Genomic DNA, 22384 nt, shown 5'->3' on the forward strand with positions numbered 1-22384 from the left:
CCAGTCTGCCCGACGCCGCCGCGCCACTTCACTAACCTGGGACACACGCCCACCGGATCCCCGGCATCGGCGGCGAGAGAACCGGGAGGTGAGTGACCAGATGGGCCTCCCGACCCTCACGCAGAGACGCGACGCGAGGCCCGGCTCGCAGCCGGGTTCCACTCCGGGCGCGCGCTCCGGGTCCACTCCGGGGGCGGGCGGGGGTCCCGGCGGGGGCACGTCCGTGGGATCCGGCTCCGAGGACATCGCGTTCAGCCGCCGACGTCCGGTGCGCCGCCGGGCCGCACGATTCTGGAACGACGCCCTCACCACGCCGGGTCGGATGTCGGTCTTCGCGGTGGTCGCGATCGTGGCGGTGCTGTTCGGCGGCACCGTGGCGTCGCAGACCATCACCCAACGCCAGAGCCACCACGAGACCCTGCTGGCCGAGGTCGAACCCGTGGCCAACGCCTCCCAGACCCTGTACAGCTCCCTGACCATCGCCGACTCGGCGGCCAACACCGCGTTCATCACCGGGGGTATCGAACCCGCCGAGCTCAGGGATCGCTACCTGCAGGCCATCGCCGCCTCCTCGGCGTCGATCATCGCCGCCTCGCAGGGCCTCGACCGCTCGGACGAGGAGTCGATCGACCAACTCGCGCACATCAACGCCCAGTTGACCACCTACACCGGACTCGTGGAGACGGCCCGGACCAACAACCGGGTCGCCAACCCGGTCGGTTCGGCGTACCTCGCGTCGGCCTCCACCCTCATGCAGGACACGATCCTTCCCGCGGCCGCCGACCTGTACGACCGCCAGTCGACTTCCGTCGGGGAGTCCGACCGCGAGTGGTCCTCGCCGCCATGGGGATCCTTCGTGCTGCTGGGGCTGGCGATCGCGGTGCTGGTGCTGCTGCAACAGTGGTTGTGGAAGATCACCGGGCGGCGGGTCAACCCCGCGTTGGCGCTGGCCTCGGTGCTCATGGTGGCGACCTTCCTGCTCACCATGATCGCCGGGTTCCTGGCCGCCAACAACAACGCGCGCGGACTGTCCGAGGGCGCGGCTCCGATGAACGAACTGACCCGACAGCGGATCAACGCCCAGAAGGTGCGCGCGCAGGAGACGTTGAACCTGGTGAGGCGGACCGATCCCGAGGGGTCCGCGGCCGAACGGGCCGCCATCCTGGGCGGCGTCCGCGACACGTTGACCGTATACCTCGACTCCGACGAGGAGTCCCGCAGCCGCACCAGCCTGGACGGAGACGGCGCCGTCACCAGCGCGATCGAGGCCCTGGACGAGTGGATGGCCGCGCAGAACCGCGCGGATTCGCTCTATCAGCAAGGTGACTACCAGGGGGCGATCCTCATCTCCTCGGGACAGGGCGAGGGCGATTCGGGGGCCGCCTTCGACGAGTTCGACGAGTCGATGCAGGACGCGATCGAGGAGGCCCGCGACACCCTGCGCACACGTATCGACAACGCACGGCGTACCTCTGCCACAGGGCCGGACCTCATCATGGCGTTGTCCGCGCTCGCCGCCTTCGCCGTCATCGTGGGGATCGCCCCCCGGATCAGGGAGTACCTGTGAGTGCGCGGGGGACGTGGCGGTCCGGGGGGAGCGCCGGGCGGCGAGCCGCCCGCGTGGTGACCGGGGGTGTCCTGGTGGCGGCCCTGGCGGTCTCCGGCGCGTGTGGGGTCGACGACGACGACGAGGCGCGCGGTGACGACGGCGGGTCGGGCCGGGAGACGGCCTCGGTGGTGACCGGATCCGACTACGTCGGCATCCCCGAGGTCTCCGCAGTGATGCCGCTCCCGGCCGGAGCGGTCGTCACCACCGAGAGTCCGACCGGGCTACCCCAGGTCTCGGCGGACGAGTCCTGCGACCCGCTCCCGAGCCTGCGCCCGGATGACGCCACACCCGAGGAACGCGTCCCCCGCATCCGCGATCGGGGACGGTTGATCGTGGGCCTGGACCAGGGGTCCAACCTGTTCTCCTTCCGTGACCCGGCCACCGGTCAGCTCACCGGCTTCGACGTGGACCTGGCCCGGGAGATCGCCCGGGACATCTTCGGGGATCCCGGCCAGGTGGAGTTCCGGTCCCTGACCTCGGCCAATCGGATCGAGGCGTTGGAGAACAACCAGGTCGACGTGGTGATCCGGTCGATGTCCATCACCTGCGCGCGCCGGGAGGTGATCACCTTCTCGGTGCCGTATTACCGCGCCTACCAGCGAGTGCTGGCCGTGCGGGGCTCCGGGATCACCGAGATCGAGCACCTCGAGGGCCGGCGCGTGTGCGTGGCGGCGGGAACCACGTCGGCCTCCCGCCTGTGGGAGGAGCTGGACCGGCTCACGGTGCTGTCGGTCAACACGTGGGCCGACTGCCTGGTGGCCATCCAACAGAACCAGGTGGACGCCATCACCACCGACGACGCCATCCTGGTGGGCATCACCGCCCAGGATCCGTACCTGGAGATCGTCGGCCCGCAGCTCAACGCGGAGCCGTACGGGGTGGGCATCGCCAAGTCGACCCCCGGGAACGACACGGATGGTCTGGTCCGGCAGGTCAACTCGACGCTCGAGCGGATCCGGGCCGATGGAACGTGGAACCAGATGTACTCCACCTGGCTCTCCGGACTGGGCCCGAGCCCCGGGATGCCCGCGCCGACCTACGTGCCGGAGGAACCGCGATGAGCTACCGCGGCGCGGATGACGGACCCGCCCCCGACGAGCCGACCGCCGGAACCCAGGCCACGTTCCGGCCCGAGCCGACGCAGGACACGTCGGCCGTGGCCGTCACGGGCGCGATGCCCGCCACCGGGGCGATGCCCGCCACCGGCGCGATGCCCGCCACCGGGGCGATGGAAGCGACCGGGGCGATGGCGGCGACCGGCGCCATCGCGGCCACGGGCGTCGTCTCGATGACCGGATACCTCGAGGACTCCGGCGGCACCCCGGTCACCGATGCGGACGAGGCGGGCGCCGTCACCGGACCCGTGGCCACCGAGGACGCCACCGAGGACCCCGAGTCGCGCACCCGCGCGGTCCCCGTGGAGCGGCCCTCCGCCCGAACCGGCGACCTGCCCACCGGTGACCGCGCCGGCTCGGCGCCGTTCCGGATGCGACAGCCCAGTAAGCCCGAGGACCGACCGAGCCCGGCGTCTGAGGGGCTGGTGGACCTGCCCTACATCATCCCGGTGGATCCCCACTCGGCCATGCTCTCGCCGGAGGACATCGAGGCGGAGTGCGAGGCCTCCGACGGACGACTCCCGCGGCCCGAACTCCGACCCGGCGACGTGGTGGCCGACCAGTACGAGGTCCGCGGCGCGCTCGCTCACGGTGGGATGGGCTGGATCTACCTCGCCGTCGACCACAACGTGTCCGACCGGTGGGTCGTGCTCAAGGGCCTGCTCCACGCCGACCAGGCGGAGGCGCAGGAGGTGGCGGTGGCGGAGCGGGAGATCCTGGCCGAACTCTCCCACCCGTCGATCGTGAGGATCTACAACTTCATCCACGACGACTGGGCCACCTCGCCCACCCACGGCGGTTACATCGTCATGGAGTACGTCGGCGGGCCCAGCCTGCGGGACGTGCGCAGGTCGGCGCCCGGCCGCGTCCTGCCGGTGGAGAAGGCGATCGCGTACGTCCTCGAGGCCCTCACAGCGCTGTCCTACCTGCACTCCGTGGGGCTGGTCTACAACGACCTCAAGCCCGAGAACATCATGCTCACGGAGGACCACGTCAAGCTCATCGACATGGGCGCGGTCTCGGGCGTCGGTGACTACGGGCACATCTACGGCACACCGGGCTTCCAGGCGCCGGAGATCCCCGAGACCGGCCCCACCATCGCCTCCGACCTCTACACCGTGGGGCGCACCCTGGCGTCGTTGATCGTCCGTCTGCCGGTGGTCGACGGCCGCTACGCAGACGGGATCCCCTCCCCCGTCGAGGAGCCGGTGTTCAGCCGGTACGACTCGCTCTACCGCTTCCTGTTGCGCTCCACCAGCGAGGACCCGAGCACCCGGTTCCGCAGCGCCAACGGGATGGCCGGCCAGCTGATGGGCGTCTTGCGCGAGGTCCTCGCGCTGCGTACCGGGATCCCGCATCCCGCGTTCTCCTCGGTGTTCTCACCACAGCGGTCCACGTTCGGCACGTTGTTCACGGTGGAGCCGACCGATTTCCTCGTCGACGGTCACGCCCGCGACACCACCCTGACCGGCGCCGAGCTCGTCGACGCCCTGCCCGTGCCGCTGATGGAGTCCTCCGATCCCGCCGGGCGCATCCTGGCCGCCACCTCCTACACCTCCGTGGAGCAGCGGATCGACACGCTCCGCGAGCTGTACTCGGACTCCGAGTCCGAGGCCCACGACAGCGTGGGGGTGATCATGTCGCTCGCCCGCGCCTACCTCGAGAGCGGAGACCTCGCCTCGGCCGAGGCGTTGCTGGAGGAGAACTCCGATCGGCTCCGCTCGGAGTGGCGCCTGGTCTGGTACGTCGGGGTGATCGCCCTGCTCAAGGGGGATCCCGTGGGTGCCTATCCGAAGTTCCAGCAGGTGTTGTCTGCCATGCCGGGGGAGAACGGGCCCAAGCTGGCGCTCGCGGCGACCGCCGAGCTCATCCTCGACGTCTGCCCGGAGGCGGACCGGGCACGGTGGGCGCGGTCGAGCGAGCACTTCTACCGCACGGTGTGGTCCGTGGACCGGTCGGTGGTCAGTTCCGCATTCGGGTTGGCGCGGCAGCTGCAGAGGCGCGGAGAGGTCGCGGCAGCGATCGAGGAGCTGGACCGGGTCCCGCCCAACTCGCGGTACTCGGCCCTGGCCAATCTCACCGCGATCCTGCTGCTGTGCCAGGGGCGGCCCCTGCGGGAGACCGAGGAATCCCACCTACGCGAGGCCGCCCGCCGCGTCGCCAACCTGTCCGCCGGTGAGCACCGGGCCGTCCAGATCCGCCTCACCGTGCTGACCACGGCACTGAGTTGGATCCAGCTCCCCGGAAACGACCCCTCACCTTCGCCACTGATGCGCGGGGTGCCGTTCACCGAGTTCGGTCTGAGAACGGGCGCGGAGACGGTGTTGCGGTCGCTCGCGCGGTCCACCGAGACCCGACAGCAGCGCTTCCGGTTGGTGGACCAGGCCAACAGCATCCGGCCTCGAACCCTGTTCTGACGCCGTCAGGGTGTCGGATCCCCGGACCTCGGATGCCCGGCGATCGGTTTCCCGGTGTCCGGACCCCGGCCCTCGGGTCCCCACCTCTCGTCGTCTCAGTTCTCGGGCTCGCGGCGCCGCCGGCTGGCCAGCAGGATCAGGGTCACTCCCGCCGCAGCGGCGGTGAGGGCCCAGAGCAGCAGGTCCGTCGCTCCCACACCGGTCTCCGCCAGCGACCCGTGCACCTGGGAGTTGGCACGCGACCATTCCGACGACGGCGCGCCCTCGCGCGGCGTCACCACGTTCGCGGGGAGCTCGCCGGTGCCACCGGGGCCCGCCGGGGAGGACGGGGAGCGCGGCGGGGACACGGGCGCAGAGTCGCCGGGGCCGGGTCCGGGGCTTGGTCCGGGGCTGGGTCCGGGGCTGGGTCCGGGGCTGGGTCCGGGTCCGGGGCTGGCGGGCGCAGCCTCGCCGGGTGCGGAACCGGATGAGGCCGAGCCGTCGGAGGACCCGTCCGGGGACCCGCCGGCCGACCCACCGGGCCATCCACCCGTCCCTCCACCGAGTGAGCCGCCGAGTGAGTCCCCGATCACCCCACCCAGGGACCCACCCAGGGACCCGAGCGCCGGACCCAGGATGAGTCCGATCACCCCGACGATCACCACCGGCCAGATGAGGTCGGGCAGGTCCACGGAGCCACCGCCGGGTCCGGGACGGATCACCACTCGTCGTATGGACTCGTAGGTGGCCCCGTCGGGCAGGGTGACGGTGAACCCGATGTCGTAGGTCCCGGCCCTGGTGGGCGTGCCCACCAGGACCCCGTCCTCGAGCCTGAGACCGGGCGGGAGGGTCGAGTTATCCACGTCGAGCACACTCCCCTCGGACGCCAAAGGCAGGAACGGCTCGGGCCCGAAGCTCCGGCCGGTCCTGCCGTCGGGCAGGCGGTTGACCGGGTCGGTGGGATCGAGGCCGAGCTGGTCCTCGACGAGGTCGGGCAGACCGTCTCCGTCGGTGTCCACCACACCGATGTCGGAGAAGGACACCCAGATCATCGGACTCACGCTCTGCCGCTGCGTGTAGTTCTCCACATCGAGGGGCACGGACACCTGGTCGACCACCGTCGCCGTCTGCCCGGGAGCGAGGTCGAGAGCCGCCACCGTAGTCCCGCGAGCCGGGGACTCGTCGGCGCGGGGCGTGTCGGCGCCGTAGAGGGTCACGGTCCGGGAGTCGACCTCAACGGCGCCTGTGAGGGTGCTGCCCACGTCGAACTCGGCCTCGCCGGAGACGAGGTAGTCGCCGACCCCCACCGCGTATCGCCCGGTCCGCCCTGTCGAGGTGGCGTTGCGGACGTGATAGGTCCTGTCGATCGACTGGCCCGGCGCCATCGAACACGGGTCCACCCCGGGGGTGCCCCCGATCGCACCCTCGGGATCGGTGTGCGCGGGCCCGCCGGCGAGGTCGCACCCCCACGACCCCAGGACGAGGTCCGGCGCGTCCGACCACGTGGTGCCGTCGAGGGAGAACTCGAGGTCGGTATGAGCGTCCAGGGGCGAGGCGGAGACGGCCCGGGCGACGGATGCTCCGCCGAGCACCAGGGTGACCGCGGCCGCGAGGGCGACAGGGATCAGACCGCTCCTTCGACGACGGCGTGGCCGGCCGCGCCGCGATTCGCGGGCGGGTTCGGCGGCACTCTCGGCAGCGCATCCGGCGGCAGGCTCGGATCCTGGAGGTTTCGTCATCGACCAGCTTCGTCAGTCCCGGCCTGACGCGCGGGAGGAGAACCCACACCCTATTACTAAGAACGTTCTTATGTAAAGGGCGCTCCGCACCGCCAGCCTATCTTCCCAACCCCAGGACCGTGTCGCACGCCCGGGCGATCGCCAGCTCCTCATCCGTCGGGACCACCAGGACCGCGACCCGGCCACCGGCGCGCGAGATGATCCGCTCGCCCGTCCCGTCCTCGTTGGCCTGCGGGTCGAGTTCCACCCCCCAACCGCCGAGGGTGGACAACACGTCCGCACGCAGTCGGGCGACGTTCTCACCCACGCCGGCAGTGAAGGTGATGGCGTCGACGTCGCCGAGAACCGCCCAGTATCCGCCGATGTAGCGGCGCAGGCGATGGACGACCACCTCGTAGGCCAGAGCGGCGTCGCGGTCACCATCGTCGACCCGCGCGAGCAACTCGCGGAAGTCACTCGCCCGCGCCAACCCTTCCAGACCCGACCTACGGTTGAGAAGTGTGGAGACGTCCTCAGGCGACATGCCGCGATCGCGGATGAGGTGAATGATCAGACCGGGGTCGAGGTCACCGGGACGGGTGCCCATGACCAGACCCTCGAGCGGCGTGAGCCCCATGGAGGTATCGACCGCCCGACCGCCGGCGATCGCCGAGGCCGAGGCCCCGTTGCCGAGATGCAGCACGATCTGGTTCACCTCGTCGTACGGGCGCCCAAGGACCTCTGCCGTGCGACGCGAGACGAATTCGTGGCTGGTGCCGTGGAAACCGTAGCGGCGCAGATCCCAGGCCTTCGCCACCGCACGATCGATCGCGTAGGTGTGCGCGGCGGCGGGCAGCGTGTGGAAGAACCCCGTGTCGAACACCGCGACGTGCGGCAGGCCCGGAAGCAGATCCCGCGCCACGCGAATCCCGCGCAGGTTGGCGGGATTGTGGAGCGGCGCCAGCAGCTCGAGCCTCTCGATGCCCGCCTCCACCTCGGGAGTGACCTCGACCGGTTCGTGGAAGTCCGGCCCGCCGTGGACCACCCTGTGGCCGATCGCCTCGACCCCCAGGTCGGTGGGGTGAGCGCCGAGCCGCCCCGCCTCCTCCAGGACCCGGCTCAGCGCTGCGGTGTGGTCCGGGAAGGCGGCCTCGACGGTGCTCTCCTCACCCGGCGAGCCGGCCAGGTCACCGCGACGCACGGCCAGGGTGCCGACGGGTTCTCCGATCCGTTCGACCAGCGCCCACGCCAGTTCCGCCTCGACCGCGGTGTCGATGATCTGAAGCTTAAGGGAGGACGACCCCGAGTTGATGACGAGGACGCGGGTCACGAGTCGCCTGCCTGGTCGCCGGCCGAGCCCTGCGCCTGAACGGCCGAGCCCTGCGCCTTAACGCCTGAGCCCTGCGCCTGAACGGCGGTGATGGCGACGGTGTTGACGATGTCCTCGACCAGCGCACCACGCGAGAGGTCGTTGATGGGCTTGCGGAGCCCCTGCAGGACCGGGCCGATCGCCACGGCGCCGGCGGTACGCTGCACCGCCTTGTAGGTGTTGTTGCCCGTGTTGAGGTCGGGGAAGATCAGCACGGTGGCGCGGCCGGCGATCGGCGAGTCCGGCATCTTCTTGCGAGCCACGGTGGGGTCGACGGCGGCATCGAACTGCAGCGGCCCGTCCACCATGAGGTCCGCCACCGGGTCCCCCTCGCCCGCGGCGGCGATGCGCGCGCACACGATCTCGGTGGCCTCGCGCACCTTGTCCACGTCTGCTCCGCTGCCTGAGTCGCCGGTGGAGTACGAGAGCAGCGCGACCCGTGGCTCCACGCCGAACCGGGATGCCGTCTCGGCGGAGGACAACGCGATGTCGGCGAGCTGTTCGGCGGTCGGAGCGGGGACCACAGCGCAGTCGCCGAAGGCCAGAACGTGGTCGGACAGGCACATGAGGAACACGCTGGACACGGTCTTCACGCCCGGCTTCGTCCGGATGATCTCCAGTGCGGGCCGGATGGTGTGCGCGGTCGTGTGGGCGGCGCCGGAGACCATTCCGTCGGCGAGGCCGGTGTGCACCATCATGGTGGCGAAGTAGGAGATGTCGAGCATTCGGTCGCGGGCGACGTCCAGGGTCATGCCCTTGTGCTCGCGCAGCGTCGCGTACTGCCGGGCGAACGGCTCGGCGTGCTCGCTGTGTCGCGGATCGAGGATCTGCGCCCCGGCCAGGTCGATCCCCAGTTCGTCCGCGCGTCGGCGCACGGTCTCGGAATCGCCCAGGATGGTCAGATCGGCGACATCTCGACGCAGCAGCCGACCCGCGGCGTGGAGGATGCGGTCGTCGTCACCCTCGGGGAGCACGATGTGACGCTTGTCCGCGCGGGCACGCTCTAGGAGCTGGTGCTCGAACATCTGCGGCGTCATCACACTGGGGGTGTCCACGCGCAGACGGGCCAGCAGCTCCTCGGTGTCGATGTGGGTCTCCATCAGGCTCAGCGCCGTCTCGACCTTCCGCCCGGACCCGGAGTAGACGCGCCCGCGTGTGTCCGCCGCCAGGCGGGCGGTGTCGTAGGTGCCGTGGGAGGTGCAGACGATCGGCAACGTCGAGCGCATCCCCCTGACCAGTCGGTCCATCGCCGCGTTCGGCATGAGACCGCCGTTCCAGATCATCCCGGCCAACGACGGGAACCCCTCCGCTGCGTGCGCGGTGAGGACCGCGAGCACGGCATCGGTCCGGTCGGCGGGCACGATCACGACCATGCCGTCCACCAACCGCTCCAGAATGCGCTCGCCGGTCATCCCGCCCACCATGAGGTTCATGACCTCGCGGTCCAGCAGGGCCGGGTCACCGGAGTAGAGCGTGCCGTCCACGGCCTCGACCAGTTCGCCCATAGTGGGCGCGGTGAGAAGGGCCTGGCTGGGCAGCGTCCAGGCGGGCAGGTCCAGGGGCGCGAGCTCGGCCTGAACGGCCTCCAGGTCCTCAGGGTCGCACCGGTTGACGACGACGCCCACTGGGTGGGCGTGCTCCTGCCGGAGCTCCTCCAGGGTCAATCGGGCGTTGGTGCCGATCTCCCCCGGAGTCCGATCGGCGCCGCGGAGCACCAGCAGAACGGGCGCGCCGAGGTTCACCGCGAGGGTGGCGTTGAAGTCGAACTCGGTGGGGCTGGGCACGCCCGTGTAATCGGTCCCGAGGATCACCACCACATCGCACTGCCTGGCCACCACGTGGTATCGGTCCACGATCTCGGCGAGCGCCGACTCGCGATCCTCGTGCACCCGGACGTTGGTCACGCCGACGCAGTCCTCGTAGTCGAGATCCACGGTGGTGTGCTGGAGCAGCATCTCCACGATGCGGTCGCGCGCGGGGTCTGTTCCCTTGGCGGAGTCCGCGCCTTGTCCGGTCCCGGAATCGGCGACGCGTGGCGCGACGGTGACCGGACGGAACACCCCCACCCTCTGGACGGTCCCGGCGAGGATCCGCAGCAGGCCCAGAGCGACGGTCGATTTCCCGGTGTCGCCCTCGGGCGCGGCGACGTAGACCGCGGAGGAGGACAGGGGGACCTCGGTAACCGGGGACGGGATCGTGGGCGCGGAGGGCTCAGCCAGGAGGGTCTCGGGTACGGGGGAATCGGGCACGGCGGAATCGGGCACGAGGGCATTGTGACAGCGCGAGCGGCCCGGCACACCCAGTACACCCCGTGCGGCCCTAGACATCGGTGAGCCTGTCGACCCCGGGCGGCACCCAGGTACAGCGACCAGGAGCGGCGGGGTCGGCACGGGTGGTCCATGCCGACGGGCCGTCACCGACGAAGGCGTGGTGCACGGGACAGCCCAACGTACCGTTTCCGACCGTGGTCGGCCCGCCTCTCGACCACTCCTTCACATGATGGAACTGGCTTCTTCTGGCTGGCGCGGAGCATCCCGGAAAGGTGCACCCTCCGTGCGCGGCGTACAGAACCAGGCGCTGAATGGCGGAGGCCAGGCGGCGGCCGGGGTGGGAATCGACGTCGATCCGGTGCAGTTCCTCGAGACCGTCGCGCAGCAACGAGACGAACCACGGGAGCGTCCCGGCCATCGAGACGGCCTGACGGACGCTGAGTTGGGTACCGGAGTCGGTCTCCACCAGCGCGTCGGGGTGCTCGAGTTGCTCCGGGGTTACGCGCACCACGATGGTGGCGATCCCCTTGGGCCGGGCGGGGTCGACGGTCGAGCCGAGAGCCCACTGGTGCACGAGCGCGTCGTGCGCCCGCTGCTCCGGGGTTCGCTGGTCCGACCCGGGTTCACCCGCCACGGCCCCGCCGGGTCCGCCGAAGTCACACAGCGCACGCTCGACCAGCGCTCGTCCGCGCGGCGTCAGCGTCATGGTCAGAGTGCTGGTCCCGTCGCGCCGGACCGCGCCGAGCCGCGCCGACCGTTGTCGTTCCTGATGGTCCTCGCGATCCTTGCCGCGGCCAGGGCACAGGGCCGAAACGCGCCGGGCGGCCTCGGCCCGCAACTCTGCCGGAGCGACGGTGCGCGCGAACTCGGTGAGCTCCTCAGCGAACCGGGTCGCCGCGGCCCCGCCGATCGACCCGGGGAGCCCGGAGACCGCCTTAGCGATGACCCGCTCGTGCTCGGCGGTGATCTCCCCGACCGCCGCCGCCCGCCCGGCCGGGGTGGCCTGCCTCCCGCCCGCCTCGATCCGCCCGTGGACGGCTCCTCTGGATAACCCCAGGTTCTCCGCCAGCAGGGCGGCGACTCCCCCGCTGGAACGACCTTTCCGCCGGTGCAGGGCTGCGAGTTCGGCAGTGGCGCGGGCCCCGGCGGCCTCAAGCCTGCGGACAACGATCTCGGTCCGGCCCACAGCCTCGACCAGCGCATCCGCGTCCTGGTCCGACCAGCCGACCTGGCACAAATTCTCCACGGAGGCTTCGAGAAAGGCGAGAACGTCAGCCAGCGGGGCCGTCTCCGACCCCCGCCCCGGCGCGTCCCACTCCTCCTGTTGCATGGCCCGAGAATAGAACACACGTACGACATCGAACCGGCGGCGGCGACGGCACCGAAACCAGCCGGGCAGGAGCCTCGGCCCCGTGGGATCCCGACGCCCCCGGGGGACGGGCGGCCGCTCCCTAATCGACCACGACGACGGCCAGCCCGAAGTCCCCGGCCTCGTCGGTCCAGACCGCGCCACCGCCGAAACCGTGTCCCGCGAGCTCATCGACCAGCGCACGGGGCTCGAACTTCCGGGCGATCTCGGTGCGGATCCCCTCACCCGCGGCCAGGGTCCGGCCCCGACCGAGCGTCGGAAAGTCGATCCGCACCTCACGCACCGCGCGCAACCACATCTCGATACGACTCTCTCCCGCGTTCCACACGGCCTCGTGCCGGAAGTCCCTGCGGTCGAGGCCCGTGCAGTCGACGGTCCGGGCGATCACGTCGAGCATGTTGAGGTTGAACTCGGCGGTGACGCCGGCGGCGTCGTCGTAGGCCGCCACCAGCCGGTCCGGGTTCTTGACCAGGTCGAATCCCACCGCAAGCCGGTCCCCCGGGCCCATGATCGCGCGGAGCATCCGGAAGAACACGGCCCGCTGCGACTCGCTGAAGTTGCCGACGGTACCGCCGAGGAACAGCACCAACCGACCTCCCGGCTCGCCCGGCAGAGGCCCCTCGAGGGCGGTGATGTCGCCGACGACCGGGTCGATCCGCAGGCCCGGATACTCCTGTTCCAGCGCGCGCGAGCTCTCGACGAGCATCTCGGAGCTGATGTCCACGGGCACGAACCGCGCATCCGCGCAAGCGTCCGTCAACACGTCGAGGAGCACTCGGGTCTTCTCGCAGGTCCCGGCCCCCAGCTCGACCACCGTCGAGGCCGCGCCCACGATCTCGCGGCCTCGGGCCCTTAGGATCTCGGCCTCGGCCCGGGTGGGGTAGTACTCCACCACCCTGGTGATCTGATCGAAGAGCACACTGCCCTTCTCGTCGTAGAACCAGCGTGGCGGAACGGTCGGCGGGTCGGCGAAGAACCCGTCGCGCAGGTCCGACTCGAGGGCGGCGGTGTCGGGGCCTGCGAGCCTCGTCGTCGTGGTCGTCGTGATCGTCGTTCTGGTCGTCGCGGTGGCCCCGGGCGTGTTCTCGTCGCCGGTCATCGCGCGAGCCTCAGTCCGGTGGCCGCCCACCGCGACGACGCGGGGAAGAAGTTGCGGTAGGTGGGCCGCGTGTGACCCGCCGGGGTCAGGGCGCTACCGCCGCGCAGGACATGCTGGTCGGACATGAACTTGCCGTTGTACTCGCCCGCCGCACCCTCCTCGGTGACGAACCCCGGGTAGGGCAGGTAGGCGCTGGAGGTCCATTCCCAGACCCCGCCGATCGTCCGCTCCGTGGCGGGCTGCGGGTGGCACCGGTCGGGGTCGAGCTCGTCGGCGATCAACCAGCCGGCGGACGCGACCTCCCACTCGAACTCGGTGGGCAGTCGGGCCCCGGCCCAGCGCGCGAACGCGTCGGCTTCGTAGAACGACACGTGGCAGACGGGCTCGGCGTCCACGACCGGACGGCGGCCCGAGAGGGTGAAGGTGGTCCAGTCACCGTGGGCGGCACTCCCGTCTGTGGCGGCGGAGTCCCCGGCGCCGTCCTCGCGACGCCAGTACCCGGGCGCGTCCCAGCCCTCGGCCTGCACGGCGGCCCACCCGTCGGAGAGCCACAGCTCGGGGCGGGAGTACCCGCCGTCGGCCATGAACCGCTTCCAGTCCGCCACCGTGACCTGCCGGGTGGCCACCTGGCCTCCGGGTACCCACACCCGGTGACGCGGGCGTTCGTTGTCGTAAGAGAACCCGGCACGGCCGGTGGTATCAGACGGGTCGGTGGGGTCGGAGGCACCGACCTGGGCGACCCCCTCGACCACGTCGAGCCAGTCCTGCTCGGCCGGCGCGGCAGGAGCCGGGTCCGGGGCCCTGTGCACGTAGACGGGGTCGGTCGGATTGTGGGAGAACAGGTGCTTGGCGTCCATGAGCATCAGCTCCTGGTGCTGCTGCTCATGGTGGCAGCCCAGCTCGAGCAGTTCCAACCCGCGGTCGTCGACCCGGCCGGCCTCGAGTGCGGCCACCACCGCCTCGTCGACGCGCGCCCGGAAGTCGCCGATCTCCGCCACCGACGGTCGGGTGATGAGCCCGCGCTGGGGCCGGGGTTGCCGCGGGCCGACGGCCTCGTAGTAGGAGTTGAAGAGGAACCGGAACACCGGCTCGGGCGAGGTGTACCCCGGCAGACGGCCGAGCACGAACTCCTCGAAGAACCACGTGGTATGCGCCCGATGCCACGCCGCGGGACTGGACGCGGTCATCGACTGGGGGATCTGATCCTCAGCGCTCAGACGGGAGGCCAGGAGATCGGTGAGTCGGCGAACGCGCAGGAATCTCTCGACCGTGGCCCCGGCGCTGCTCCCCGGAACCGGCTGCGGCCCTTGGGTGGTGACGTCTCCAACGGTCATGGGCTCTCCCCCGGTTCGTGGTCGGTGGTCCGGCTGCCGCCAGACTATCCACGTGGTGGTTCGGTGCCCACCGCTCTCCGGATGACCCCGCGCTCAGCAGCAGTCCGTCGGATGACCCGGCGGTCAGGGGCCGCCGTTCCGAACACTGTCGCCGGCAAAAGGCACCGGCGTCGCCGCGCCGAGATTGCGTCGCTCGTGATCCAGGAGCCGCAGACGGTACTCGGGACAATGGCCCATGCCACCGTCGGCGCGGATGACCCGGTGCACGGGGATGAGGAACGGCACGGGCACGAGGGTGCACAACCGGCCCACCCGGCGGGCGTTGCGCGGTCGGCCCGCGTCCACGCTGACCTGGCCGTAGGTCGAGGTCTCTCCGTACGGGATGTGTTGGATCTCGCGGTAGGCCTCGCGGGAGAACTCATCGTGCACACCTGCGGCCACCCAGTCCACGGGGGTGTCGAACGCCCGCAACCGGCCGGCGAAGTAGGCCTCGAGCTGGCTCGCCAGCCGATCGAGGTGCTCGGCCGCCGCGCCGGTCTCGGCACCGGGCTCGGCGCCGCCCGCCTCGTCGTCGTCGTCGGAGGGTTCAACGGGGAACCCCGGGGCGGGGTCCCGGTCCGCACCGAGCGGGTCGGGACCCACCTGGTCCAGGCGCGACACACCGGTCGCCGTGGCCTCGACGACAACCCATCCGGCGGGCGTGTCGAGAACCCGCACGGCCCTTCCCGTGGTCCCGCGCGTCGAGGTCACGCCTCAGACCACGCTCGGCCGGTCCGGGTTGGTGACGTCGGCATCGGCCGTGTCGAGGCGCTCGAACAGCGTCTCGGCGCCGTCGCGGGCGACCGCCGACATCTCGGCGGTGGTGATGGGCACCGCCTGTAGCCGCGTGAGCAGGGGCCCGGTTCCGTCCGGCCCGCCGGTCTCGTCGACGACCTGCAGCTCGGGCCACAGGAACGGCGGGGCCAGGACCAGGTGCTCGCAGCGCCGGCCGGAGTCGACCAGCCCCATCGCGTTCGGGATCACCGCACCCGGCGCCACGTGGATGGACCCTGAGGCCACGGCCAGCGCGCACGCGTCCAGGACGTCGGCCATGGCGCGGTGGCCGGTGCGGCCCACGGTGACGAACTCACTGCGGATTTGCCGCCCCTCGGGCGTGGTGACGTTGGTGGGCAGTTGCCGCGCGCCGACGGTGGCGTAGGTGGTGAACCCGGGCGCGGGGACGTTGTCGACGACGACGACGTCGCAGTGCCACTGGGCGGTCTGCCCCTCCTCGTCGGCTTCCGTCTCGTGCGGGTAGCGCAGGACGCGAACCGACTCGGCCTCGCCGAAGAGGCTCTCGAGACCGGAGAGGTCCGCCTTGCCCGGGCCCGGCACTGTGCTCTCGCCGGTCACGCCAGCTCACGCAACCGCGGCTCGAGATCGGTCTTGAACAGGTCGAGGAACCGCTTCTGATCATGGCCGGGCGCGTGGAACACGAGGTGGTTCAGGCCGGCGTCGACGTACTGCTTGACCTGCGCCACCGCGTCGTCCGGGTCCGAGGCCACGATCCACCGCTTGGCCACCTGCTCGATCGGCAGCTCGTCGGCCAGGCGCTCCATCTCCCGCGGCGAGTCCACCGAGTGCTTCTGCTCCGGGGTCAGCGACAGCGGCGCCCAGAAACGGCAGTTCTCCAGCGCCGCGGCCGGATCGGGGTCATAGCTGATCTTGATCTCTATCATCCGGTCGATCAGGGAGGAGTCGCGGTCGTTGATCCCCGCGCCCTCCTCCACCGCCGGCAGGAGCTTGTCGGTGTAGAGCTCCATGCCCTTGCCCGAGGTGCAGATGAAGCCGTCGCCCACCCGGCCGGCGTACTTGGCCACCACCGGACCTCCGGCGGCGATGTAGACCGGCACCCCACCCTCGGGCACGTCGTAGAGGAACGCGTCCTTGGTGGTGTAGAAGTCGCCGTCGAAATTGGTGGTCTCGCCGGTCCACAGCTCGCGCATGAGTCGGACCGATTCGCGCAGGCGAGCGAACCGCTCCTTGAACTCGGGCCACTGCCCCTGGTGGCCCGTGGCGATCTCGTTGAGCGCCTCACCGGTGCCCACGCCCAGGAAGACGCGGCCCGGGTAGAGGCACGCCATGGTGGCGAAGGCCTGCGCCAGCACCGCCGGGTTGTAGCGGAACGTGGGCGTGAGCACTGAGGTGCCCAGCTGCAGGCGTTCGGTGCGTTCCCCCACGGCCGTCATCCACGCGAGGGAGAACGGGGCGTGCCCGCCGTCGTGACGCCACGGCTGGAAATGGTCCGAGACCGTGGCCGAGTCCATGCCCGACTGCTCCGCCAGGACCGCGTACTCGACCAGATCGCGCGGGCCGAACTGCTCGGCCGAGGCCTTGTACCCGAGCTTCAGGGCGGAGGTGGGGGGCATCGACGACTCCTCAGAGGTTGTGTGAGCGACTTCACCGACATCGCTGTCGGGGCACTACAGCCGAGTATGCCAGCGCCGCCGCACCGGAGTTCCGGGCGTCACGCCGAGACGGCCTCGCCCCGACCCCCACGAAACATGCTGATAAAATCCTGAGTAACGTTAGCATGACTAACCAACATGAAATTTACTTAGGCTTACCTGCGGACAGATTGGTTCAGCTGGCAGCATCGATAAGGATTTGCCAATCGCATTGGATTATGAAGAAATATGCGCAATCCTCGTACGGGGTCGCCGAGGCCCGACGTCGATCAGCGTCCGAATACGTACGGGGCCGACACACCACATCAACTCCGGGCCCGTCTGCCGGCCCCCACGGAAAGGCGCGTCTCTTGAACGCCAACCACCCCCTCACCCCTGACGCCCAGCTCAAGCAGCAGGAGCGCAGCCGCAAGCGCAAGGCGATTCTCGCCGGCGGCGTGGTCCTCGGCCTCGGTGCCGCGATCACCCTGGCCGCGTGGTCCGATGATGTGTTCGCGGACGGACTTTTCAACACCGGGGCTTTCGAGCTCCAGGGATCCATCAATGGGACGACCTTTGCGGACTACGACGGGCTGGGTGGCCCCGCCCCGGCCGAGACCGCGAGACTGTCGTTCAATCTCAACTCGGAGTCGATGACGCCGAGCCAGACCGTCTACGCCCCGCTCACGATCGCGACCAGTCCCGATTCCAACCATGGGGGCACCTTCACTCTCGATTCGGTGGAGGCCGTCGGGAAGTACGCCGGTGTCCTGACGTACCGCATCTTCACAGAGCCAACCCACGGCGCGAACTGCAACCCCGCCTCAGCAGGTGGTCTCAGTCCGTTGACGTGGGCGGGCCTGGCGACCGGTTCGCCCGTGAACCTGCCACTGCCGCCGGTGACCGTCCCTCTCCAGGTCGGTGCCAATCAAGCTGCAGACCCCGTGCCGGGCCGCCAACACCTGTGTATTGCTGTGACCCTGGGCGCGGTGCCGCTGACCGCTTCGCCGATCGATCCCGTTCGGATCGCCAATCAGCTGGCTGTCGAAACAGCCGACGCCGCTGCGCCGACCAATGAGGATCCCACCACCGTGACGTGGGTCTTCAACGGCCAGTCGACAGACATCTAATCGTCGTTCTCCTCCCCTCCCGAAGGGGGCCTTGTCCCCCTGGCCCCCTCCGGGAGGCGTCGTCCCAAAAGTGGAGATAAGAATGACTAGGTTCGTCGGTGCCGCATCTGCGGCGAGAGCGAGGAAGCGCAAGGCGCTGCTCGCGGGCGGAGTCGTTCTCGGCGTAGGTGCGGCAGCGACGCTCGCGGCATGGTCCGATGACGTCTGGGTCAGTGCGTCGTTCAACACCAGCTCGATCACGATAGAAGGCTCTGTCGATCAGCTAGCCGTGCCGATCAACTGGCGGGAGTACGCCACCGTTGACAGTGCCGCCCCGCTGAACTTCACGGTGACCCCCACATCGATGAAGCCCGGCAGCACGGTATGGGCCCCACTGAGCTTCCGCCTGGCGGCAGGTAGCACGGGGAGTGCGGCGATATCGATACCCGACGGTGGAGCCCCTCAAGGTCCGGCGACTCCGACGGTGGCCAACGACGCGTTCTTTGACAGCCTGTCAGTGACTTTCCTCGACGTTTCGCCTGCGACATGCAATGGAGTGATAAGGCCGTCGTGGCCGGTCCTCTCCACCTATTCGTCCTCCGCGGTCCCGCTCAGCACTGACGACACGGGCACGCTGTTCACCCTCGATTCGCCCATGACCGCCCGCTCCATCTGCCTCAGGATCACCTTCGACGATGCCGCCGACGATCGATCACAAGGTGGATCGACTGGGCCCCTTGACTGGAACTTTCTGGCCACCGCCAGATAGAGGTTCCTCTTAGCACCCACCTCGGAAGACGTGATCCCGTGACCTCCACCAGCGAGCACCGAACGCGGCGCAGACGCATTTCGCTGATGTCTGCTGCCGCCGGCGCCGCGGTTGCCACTGCCGTCACCCTGACTGAACCGACGATGACCGTCGCCGCCTACTCAGGACATCTCTGGGCCGGCGCCGCCGACGGTCTGTCCGCATCGGAATTCCGGATCGAGAGCTCGCTGTCGCCGAACGCCGGCTTCACGAACCACAGCCCGGTAGCTCCTCTGCAGATGGTCGGCTCTACCGATCCCGGCACGGTGGCGTTCACGACGCCGATCGCCCTGAGCCCTGGATCCACCATCTACGCTCCGGTGTATCTCACCACGTCCGATCGAACGGATCAGACGGCTCAAGTGTCGATCTCTGAGGCAAAGAAGCTGGACGCCGTTGCCGGATCCGGGGTCTCCTCTCACGAACCGCTGTGGAACTCGTACATCACTTACGGTGCACGAGCAGTCTCCGTAGACAGTCTCCTCAGTCCGCCGGCGTGCGCTCCGTCGATGTTCTCGACGCTGAACGTCACCTCGGCACGGCTGTTCGGGACCGCAGGGGCGTTGAGCGATGGCTTCGTCTCCATGGGTGCCCCGGCACCCTCCACCACATTCACCCTAGACGCATCCGGGGGCAGCACTTACATGGTGTGCTTCCGGTTCACTTTGGCGTCAAACGTCACCACACTCTCACCCGATTCCAACGGGAAGTCCATCCATCCCTACTGGGTTTTCACCGGCAGCCCCTCATGAGTACCCCGGCGATCCCAGCCCTCGAACGCGAGGATGAACCGGTGCCGACCGATGCGTCTCGGAAGAACATCCTTTCCAGAGTCGAAGACGGCGTCCTCACCCTGTTGGCATTGCTGGGCGTCGTCTGCATCATCGCCACCACCGCGGCATTCGCTCTGAACATCAGCTTGATCATGTTCAAAACCGGTTCGATGTCGCCCACCATCCCCACCGGTTCCCTTGCCGTTGTCAGACAAATCCCGGCCTCAGAGATCGAGGTCGGGGAGGTCGCCACCGTGCCGCGGGATGCGGGTCAGCTCCCTGTGACTCACCGCGTCGTCTCCGTCACTCGGATCGACGGCGGTTCCTACTCGATCGAGATGCAGGGGGACGCCAACGACTCCCCGGACCCGCGACCTTATGTGGTCACCGAGGTCAGGAAGGTGCTCTGGCATGCACCCGGCCTCGCCTACCCCGTGTCCTCGATAAGTCAACCTAAGTACATGGCCGGAATCACTGTCGCGGCGTCGTTTCTTGTCGTGTGGGCTTTCTGGCCCCGAAAGCAGAAGTGACATGAGAATCTCCGGCCCCCCCGACCGTCTCCGCCGCACCGCCGCCTCAACCGGCGCGCTCGCCCTTGTCGGCATGCTCGCGTTGTCCGGCGTCCTGGGCGGAGGGGCCGAAGAGACGGAGGCGGCGTGGAGCGACACCGAGGTGACAGAGGCGAACATCACCGCCTCGTGGCCCTCGAACGGGTGGGCCAGGTCCAGCACCAATGCGTACTGGAATTACGCTAGTTACCCGGATCGGACGACGGGGCTATTCCCTCCCACGCCTGTCAACGCACTGGCGGAACGGCAGGACCGTCGCAACTCGGCCGGCGCCTCGACCGGGCAGACCACGGGCACACTGGGCGACATCAATCTGGACGGGTTCGCTCCGAACTTTGAGGTGCGAACACCCAGCTCAAGGCCGTCAACGGGCGTGACGTTCTGTGTCCAATCTGCCGCGCCCGGGACGACTGCCGGCTCACACTCTGGGTGCACCACCGCCGGACCGGCGTACACGCGGAGTGATTCGCAGACGCGATCCAAGGGGTGGGGCCGCTCAGGCGGTTACGCGAATCCTTCCAACGCCAGTGAACAGCCGATCGTCTGGATGGAAACCGATTACGTCACCACAATGGCCGAGTGCGCCCCTGATGGCCAGTCGAGCGCTTCCACTCCGACCACGAGCTTCCCCAACAAGGGTGGCAGCGTGGGGATCATCTCAAGTTTTTCGACCCTTCTTCCGTCCAGCCCGGAGTCGGAGTACACAGCCCTGGTGCCGCAAGTGAACAAGCGCGTCACCGCTTGGCTGCGACCTCGTTACCGTACCGGCGACCTCATTCCGCGCTGGGTCGAGGGCCCCGTCTACATCCGCGCCACTCTGACATCTCGCGCGTACACCACCCATGGGTATGCGCTCTCGGATCTATACATGACGATCGATCAATACCGTGTGAGCAACCGGGAACATCTTGGATCGTTCACTATGGTCTTCTCTCGATCCGAATGCGCGGTCACGTTGCCGGGGAGCGACCACCAGCCGCTCGCGGCCCAGTTCGAGCCGATCAATCCGCCCGCCTACCCTGCCGATCCCGCCGCCGTGCCGGTATCGGTGACAGACGCGCCAGTCCCCGATGTGAACGGAAACCTGCCATCGACGTTCGCCCGCGTGGCCTCACGCGCCTCGAACGATGAAGACGGCGTCTCGGCCGAGCTGCCACCCGCCACAACTGTGACCTCGCCACTGGAGGAGACCACCGCATCCGAGACCGCTACTTCCGAGCCACCGAACCCGTCCGATGCGGACGCGACCACGACCGCTGGATCGACCCCCACCGCGACGACGAACGACACCACCACCCCGCTGGCGACGAAGACCGCCACCACGACGAGCACCTCCCTCGCGACCGCCATCCCCACCGCCCCTGGAACCCTCTCTTCAACCGCCCAGACCCAGACCGTGGGGACCGTCGAGGTGGACGGGGAAGATCTCGACGTCGTCGTCAAGGGCGGCGCCGTGCCCTCCGACGCCCCCACCGCCCTCCCCGCGCTCGACACCTGGATTGATGGGGGGACCCGCCCGAGCGGCGACTGGAGAACATTCACGTCGAGTGATCCTGACTCCGACGGGTGGCGATGGGCCGCCATCAACCGCGAGACCGGCACGGTTGTGTATGTGCGTTGACGCGCCCCTCGACCGGGGCCGTCGGTGAGATTCGCCACGCACCGGGCGTAAATGTAACGATTCGGCTACTGGCGACCATAACCTGGATGAATCGGCGGTCATCGCGGGTCAGCCCGCACCGGAGCCCCACTCCCGGTCCGACCGCCGGGTGATGGCTTTCGGAGGAGCTATGCGGATTCGACACGCGGCCACCGCGCTGGTCGCCCTCGGTTCCGCCTCCGCCTGTGCACTGGGAGCCACCCTCGTCATGCAGGACCGCGGGGAGGACGCCCGCGAGCAGGCCCTGCGCAGTTCATCCTGGTCCGTGCAGGCCTCCACCGACTTCGGCACCACCTGGACCGCGCCCATCTCCAGCTACGGAGGGCACTTCCCCGTCCGGGTGGACACCGCGGCGCTGCGCACCCGGTCCGCGTACCAGCCCCTGACCCTCAGGACGAGCGTGGACTCCCTCGCGGACGCCCACGTGGTGATCGACAGGGGCGCGCTGGTGGAGGGCGATCCCGCGACTGCCGCCGAGGTCAGGATCCGGGCGGTCACCACGAGTGGAGGCGCCTGCGCCGCGCCCACGTTCGCCAGTGGCGCCCCCAGCATCCTGGTCGGAGACGCGGCCCAGCCCGAACCCGTGGACGCCGCCACCGTCGACGAACCGCTGGTGCTGCCCGCCGCCACCCGGACCACCGCCGGACCGCCCGTGACCGTGTGCCTCGAGTTGAGCATGGACTCGGCGTCCCCGGCCCCCGACTCGGTCCTCATGCTCGCCTGGCCCATCGAGATCACCCGCGCGGACGCCGGAACCTGA

The 22384-nt window shown here is 69.5% G+C and carries 18 protein-coding genes; 9 read left to right on the forward strand and 9 right to left on the reverse strand.

Annotated elements, in window-relative coordinates; genetic code table 11:
• Positions 1-100 precede the first annotated feature (100 nt).
• The 3 genes from H483_RS34125 to H483_RS34135 are packed head-to-tail and all read left to right on the forward strand — an operon-like array spanning position 101 to position 5141.
• Entirely contained in the window at positions 101-1567 is a 1467-nt protein-coding gene (locus tag H483_RS34125) for a hypothetical protein (protein ID WP_017837858.1), read from the forward strand.
• On the forward strand, positions 1564-2670 hold the full coding sequence (locus H483_RS34130; protein ID WP_238556349.1) for a glutamate ABC transporter substrate-binding protein: 1107 nt from the start codon (positions 1564-1566) through the stop codon (positions 2668-2670). The genes H483_RS34125 and H483_RS34130 overlap by 4 nt, the downstream gene beginning before the upstream one ends.
• Positions 2667-5141 carry a serine/threonine protein kinase gene (locus tag H483_RS34135; RefSeq protein WP_017837860.1) on the forward strand — a complete coding sequence of 825 codons (2475 nt, stop codon included), beginning with the start codon at positions 2667-2669 and terminating at the stop codon, positions 5139-5141. Before H483_RS34130 ends, H483_RS34135 begins: the two co-directional genes overlap by 4 nt.
• A 95-nt stretch (positions 5142-5236) precedes the next feature.
• Here the strand turns inward: H483_RS34135 and H483_RS39705 are convergent, their stop codons facing one another.
• From H483_RS39705 to fgd, 9 genes are all read right to left on the reverse strand, one after another.
• Positions 5237-6859, reverse strand: a complete 1623-nt coding sequence (locus H483_RS39705) for a thrombospondin type 3 repeat-containing protein (RefSeq protein WP_193746894.1) — start codon at positions 6857-6859, stop codon at positions 5237-5239.
• Between the two features lie 97 nt (positions 6860-6956).
• Positions 6957-8168 (reverse strand): acetate kinase, encoded by a 1212-nt coding sequence (locus H483_RS34145; RefSeq protein WP_017837861.1) that lies wholly within the window; start codon positions 8166-8168, stop codon positions 6957-6959.
• Positions 8165-10471: a phosphate acetyltransferase gene (gene pta / locus H483_RS34150; protein WP_017837862.1), complete on the reverse strand. Its 2307-nt coding sequence runs from the start codon at positions 10469-10471 to the stop codon at positions 8165-8167. The genes H483_RS34145 and pta overlap by 4 nt, the downstream gene beginning before the upstream one ends.
• 55 nt (positions 10472-10526) lie before the next feature.
• The gene (locus H483_RS34155; protein WP_017837863.1) at positions 10527-11807 is read right to left on the reverse strand and encodes an HNH endonuclease signature motif containing protein; all 1281 of its coding nucleotides are present in this window, start codon (positions 11805-11807) and stop codon (positions 10527-10529) included.
• A 121-nt stretch (positions 11808-11928) separates the two neighbouring features.
• Positions 11929-12945 (reverse strand): L-histidine N(alpha)-methyltransferase, encoded by a 1017-nt coding sequence (gene egtD, locus H483_RS34160; protein WP_017837864.1) that lies wholly within the window; start codon positions 12943-12945, stop codon positions 11929-11931.
• Positions 12942-14279, reverse strand: a complete 1338-nt coding sequence (gene egtB / locus H483_RS34165) for an ergothioneine biosynthesis protein EgtB (protein ID WP_017837865.1) — start codon at positions 14277-14279, stop codon at positions 12942-12944. Before egtB ends, egtD begins: the two co-directional genes overlap by 4 nt.
• 123 nt (positions 14280-14402) lie before the next feature.
• Entirely contained in the window at positions 14403-15029 is a 627-nt protein-coding gene (locus H483_RS34170) for a methylated-DNA--[protein]-cysteine S-methyltransferase (RefSeq protein WP_238556350.1), read from the reverse strand.
• Between the two features lie 3 nt (positions 15030-15032).
• Positions 15033-15671 carry a suppressor of fused domain protein gene (locus H483_RS34175; RefSeq protein ID WP_017837867.1) on the reverse strand — a complete coding sequence of 213 codons (639 nt, stop codon included), beginning with the start codon at positions 15669-15671 and terminating at the stop codon, positions 15033-15035.
• The gene (gene fgd, locus H483_RS34180) at positions 15668-16687 is read right to left on the reverse strand and encodes a glucose-6-phosphate dehydrogenase (coenzyme-F420) (protein WP_017837868.1); all 1020 of its coding nucleotides are present in this window, start codon (positions 16685-16687) and stop codon (positions 15668-15670) included. Before fgd ends, H483_RS34175 begins: the two co-directional genes overlap by 4 nt.
• A 389-nt stretch (positions 16688-17076) precedes the next feature.
• Here fgd and H483_RS38245 point away from each other — a divergent pair, with 389 nt between their 5' ends.
• The 6 genes from H483_RS38245 (at position 17077) to H483_RS34210 (ending at position 22384) form a co-directional block, all read left to right on the forward strand.
• A complete protein-coding gene (locus H483_RS38245) occupies positions 17077-17835 on the forward strand; it encodes a SipW-dependent-type signal peptide-containing protein (protein ID WP_017837869.1) in 759 nt (252 codons plus the stop codon).
• Positions 17836-17917: 82 nt separating this feature from the next.
• Complete coding sequence (locus H483_RS38850) at positions 17918-18583, forward strand: SipW-dependent-type signal peptide-containing protein (protein WP_081615222.1); 666 nt, start codon at positions 17918-17920, stop codon at positions 18581-18583.
• Positions 18584-18621: 38 nt separating this feature from the next.
• A complete protein-coding gene (locus H483_RS34190) occupies positions 18622-19374 on the forward strand; it encodes a hypothetical protein (RefSeq protein ID WP_152428023.1) in 753 nt (250 codons plus the stop codon).
• Positions 19371-19925: a signal peptidase I gene (locus tag H483_RS34195; RefSeq protein ID WP_152428024.1), complete on the forward strand. Its 555-nt coding sequence runs from the start codon at positions 19371-19373 to the stop codon at positions 19923-19925. Before H483_RS34190 ends, H483_RS34195 begins: the two co-directional genes overlap by 4 nt.
• A gap of 1 nt (position 19926) precedes the next feature.
• A complete protein-coding gene (locus H483_RS39265) occupies positions 19927-21585 on the forward strand; it encodes a hypothetical protein (RefSeq protein WP_152428025.1) in 1659 nt (552 codons plus the stop codon).
• Positions 21586-21754: 169 nt separating this feature from the next.
• Entirely contained in the window at positions 21755-22384 is a 630-nt protein-coding gene (locus tag H483_RS34210; protein WP_017837875.1) for a hypothetical protein, read from the forward strand.

The sequence above is a fragment of the Dietzia sp. UCD-THP genome (genome assembly GCF_000349585.1).
In the GTDB taxonomy this organism is placed as follows: domain Bacteria; phylum Actinomycetota; class Actinomycetes; order Mycobacteriales; family Mycobacteriaceae; genus Dietzia; species Dietzia natronolimnaea_A.

Coding starts and splice junctions, on each gene's coding strand:
- H483_RS34125 (WP_017837858.1), top strand. CDS start 101: ATGGGCCTCCCGACCCTCACGCAGAGACGCGACGCGAGGCCCGGCTCG.
- H483_RS34135 (WP_017837860.1), top strand. CDS start 2,667: ATGAGCTACCGCGGCGCGGATGACGGACCCGCCCCCGACGAGCCGACC.
- H483_RS39705 (WP_193746894.1), bottom strand. CDS start 6,859: ATGACGAAACCTCCAGGATCCGAGCCTGCCGCCGGATGCGCTGCCGAG.
- H483_RS34155 (WP_017837863.1), bottom strand. CDS start 11,807: ATGCAACAGGAGGAGTGGGACGCGCCGGGGCGGGGGTCGGAGACGGCC.
- egtD (WP_017837864.1), bottom strand. CDS start 12,945: ATGACCGGCGACGAGAACACGCCCGGGGCCACCGCGACGACCAGAACG.
- egtB (WP_017837865.1), bottom strand. CDS start 14,279: ATGACCGTTGGAGACGTCACCACCCAAGGGCCGCAGCCGGTTCCGGGG.
- fgd (WP_017837868.1), bottom strand. CDS start 16,687: ATGCCCCCCACCTCCGCCCTGAAGCTCGGGTACAAGGCCTCGGCCGAG.
- H483_RS38850 (WP_081615222.1), top strand. CDS start 17,918: ATGACTAGGTTCGTCGGTGCCGCATCTGCGGCGAGAGCGAGGAAGCGC.
- H483_RS34195 (WP_152428024.1), top strand. CDS start 19,371: ATGAGTACCCCGGCGATCCCAGCCCTCGAACGCGAGGATGAACCGGTG.
- H483_RS39265 (WP_152428025.1), top strand. CDS start 19,927: ATGAGAATCTCCGGCCCCCCCGACCGTCTCCGCCGCACCGCCGCCTCA.
- H483_RS34210 (WP_017837875.1), top strand. CDS start 21,755: ATGCGGATTCGACACGCGGCCACCGCGCTGGTCGCCCTCGGTTCCGCC.